Genomic DNA, 3,066 nt, shown 5'->3' with positions numbered 1-3,066 from the left:
AGCGATTTGCCATTTTGCTTTTTATCATAACCCTCATCCTTACTTAAGTTGATGGTCTCCGACAAACTCGGAGCGATTCATGGACAGGCCGCTTCATGCCAAGTCGTAACGCCGGACAACACCTGCGATAACGCCCCAGATTTCGCTATCTTCTGTAAGTTCGACGTCGGGGAACTGTTCTTGGCTATTCGCAGGAGCGAGGTAATATCTGTCACCACGCTTACGCAGAATCTTTGCTGTGACAGCACCCTCCACTACGGCCAGCACGGCTCGCCCAATGCGGCGTTTGCCCGCACGGTCTACAGCGATAATGTCGCCATCACGTATCTCGGCGTCCCAAAGGCAGTCCCCTTCTACGCGCCACCAAAATGTTGATGAAGGATGGCGCACGACCCAAGCCATAGGGTCGATCTCGTCACCTGCTGGCGAAGGAAAACCAGCGCTGACTGGTGTGCTGACAATTCGAACAGGTTGGGAAGGCATGTGGACGGGTTTATCAACTGGGTAAACTGGCATGGGAATCCTAATTGTTCGCTATTTGTTCTAAATCTGCGATTCACCTGCCCGATGTCAAGTTTGGTTTGGGGTGATGCGGCCAGGAGACTGGCATCAGATCGAACCGAGTTTGTGAACTCGACGATGAAGAATAGCACCCTGAGCCCCTGCCGTGCTTACAGAAGGTGAAGAGTGCCTCACTGCAAGGGTACCGATTGAAGCATATCGTCAGTGTCTAACTTCAAAACACTGCGCCATAGCGGGCTTTTAAACACATGGACAGCGCGCATTTCCGCGCCCTGGTCTTGGGTCGACATCAGAAGCCCGGCCCATTCAAGCGGTCGCAAGACGCAGGCCTTAAAGGCGTATATGTCCCGCCTGGCAGCATTGCGGTCACTCTCCGGTTCACCATAGAACTTTTGGTATAAGGCAACGTCGCTGATGCCGTGGTCGGCCTCTACGTTGATCACATTCATCCAGACATCCCAATTCCCAAAGGGTTGGTCATCAAAGCGCGCATAAGAGGTGTGATCGACCTCGTGTACAAAATACGGGATCAGTTCGACAAATAAGCGCCCGGGCGATTGGGCCAACTCTTTGCCACGCTTGGTGAGCCGGAACTCGTCTTTGAAGTGGCGACCAAGGCGTAATTCAATCAGCAGGAAGTGCAGCACTTCGAGCGGGGCGAAGTCAGCTTCGTTGATCACCCTATGATAACGGAACACCTCATCCGCACCTTCCCCTGGCCAGTCAAAATTCTGTACGGCCCAATGAACGAAGGTACGCTTGAACGCCTTGTTTTTGGTGATCCCTATCGATCCGTGTTCCTGCGTATATTGCATGGTCAGAACTGCTGCCTATAGCAGCGGTGACCGTGGCAGGTCGGGATGATTGTCAGTGAGGGTTTGGTATTTGATCATACCCGAAAGGTGTCATACACCGAACCGCAGCGCCATGATATTCGCGGTAGCTGAATCCGTAGCACTACGAGACGACTTTGGCAGAACCCCAATGCAACTGGATGTGAAGACTGTATTTAGCACCCATGCTGAAAGGGCGGAAAGCGGTCGTTCGCTGCGGGCGCAAGAGAGCCCCCCCCGCGACATTAAGAGCCGGCGCTCGCGCAATGTATCTGACATACTGGTTTATGACGTCCTTTTGGTCATGTTAGGGTGCCGCGTCGCATGCTCTCGAAGCGGGGGTTGGCAGCAACTCGGCAACCTTAGAGCATCGAACCGATGTCCGACGCCCCCGTTGGATATGCCGCGGGCATCGTCTTGATCTGATCAACCGTGAGCCCCAGCTTGATTGCCAAAGAAAAGATATTGATGAGTTCCGCGTAGTCCGGACCGAACATATGCGCGCCCAAGATCTTGCCCTCTGAATTCGAGATGATCTTGGCACCTGCATGGGTCTCGCCCAGACGTTTCTGGGAGAACCAGCCGGAAGTATCTGTGAATGATACCTCTACATCGCCGGTCTCGCGCGCTTCTTCTTCCATCATGCCGACCCGTGCGAGTTCGGGGATGGTGAACACCACGCTGGGCACGCCTATGTAATCCGGCTCGGTCTGCTTGCCTTTCAGCATGTTCGAAGTGGCGATCTTGCCTTCGAAGACAGCCACCGGGGTTAGAGGCTTGCCCGGGGAGGCTGCGGCGTCACCGGCTGCGTAGACGCGGGGGTTGGAGGTGGATTGCAGCCAAGGGCTAACCTTTACACCGCCATGCTCGGTTTCGATTCCAGCAGCGCTTAGATTCAACTCATCGACGGCCGGCATGCGACCTGCGCCGTGAACCATGAGGTCGGCCTCTTTGACATGAGTATTACCGTCTTTGCCGTAGAAAATGCGCTGCGCTTTGCCTGCAGCTTCAATCTTTTCGGGGGTTGCTTCGGAAATGATTTCGATCCCCGCCGCGCGACTGCGCTCCAGCAGCATATCGACAAGATCAGGATCGAACAGCTTGAGCTGCCGTGCGCCGTGGTCAAGGATCGTGACCTCGGCGCCCGCTCGTTCGGCGATATGAGCAAATTCGAATGAGATGTAGCCGCCTCCCACGAAGATGATGCGCTTTGGCAGGTTCGACAGGTTCAAGAAATCAGTGCTGTCGATCAGGCACTCGGCACCAGGAAAATTCAGCGGACGCGGTTTCGCGCCAGTGGCGATCAGCGCGTGACCGAATTTGATTTCGCCATGGCCATCGATTTCGATCCGATCCGCTGCGGTAAAGCGGGCTGATCCATGCAAGGTTTGCACACCGGCCTTCTTCAGCCCGTCCTCCATGTTCTCCGGCACCGGGTCCGTAAAGCTTTCCTTGTGCTTCATCAGCGCTGGCCAGTCGATCCGCGTGTCACCGGCCACTCCCTTGCCGCTCAGCAGCCGCGCGGCGTCGACCGCCTCGGCCCCGGCGCGCAACATTTTCTTTGGATCACAGCCCCGCAGGGCACAGGTGCCGCCGTAGGGGAGCTCGTCCACAATGGCGACGGACCAGCCGGCACGCGCGGCCTTTTTCGCAGCGTTGACCCCGGCCATGCCGGCGCCGATAACGATCAGGTCAAGTGTTTCGGTCATGA

The 3,066-nt window shown here is 56.1% G+C and carries 2 protein-coding genes and 1 pseudogene; all 3 read right to left on the bottom strand.

Annotated elements, in window-relative coordinates; translation table 11 throughout:
* Positions 1–93: 93 nt before the first annotated feature.
* On the bottom strand, positions 94–516 hold the full coding sequence (locus B3849_RS14380; RefSeq protein WP_288397516.1) for a LexA family protein: 423 nt from the start codon (positions 514–516) through the stop codon (positions 94–96).
* Between the two features lie 176 nt (positions 517–692).
* Positions 693–1,415, bottom strand: a pseudogene (locus B3849_RS14375) (hypothetical protein).
* A 302-nt stretch (positions 1,416–1,717) separates the two neighbouring features.
* A partial coding sequence (locus B3849_RS14370) for a dihydrolipoyl dehydrogenase family protein (RefSeq protein ID WP_286780359.1) occupies positions 1,718–3,066 on the bottom strand: 1,349 nt, incomplete at its 5' end.

This window comes from Sulfitobacter sp. UBA4523 (assembly GCF_002388305.1).
Taxonomy (GTDB): domain Bacteria; phylum Pseudomonadota; class Alphaproteobacteria; order Rhodobacterales; family Rhodobacteraceae; genus Sulfitobacter; species Sulfitobacter pontiacus.
Note: the sequence above shows the minus strand (reverse complement) of the source record. Positions and strands in the feature narration are given on the sequence as shown.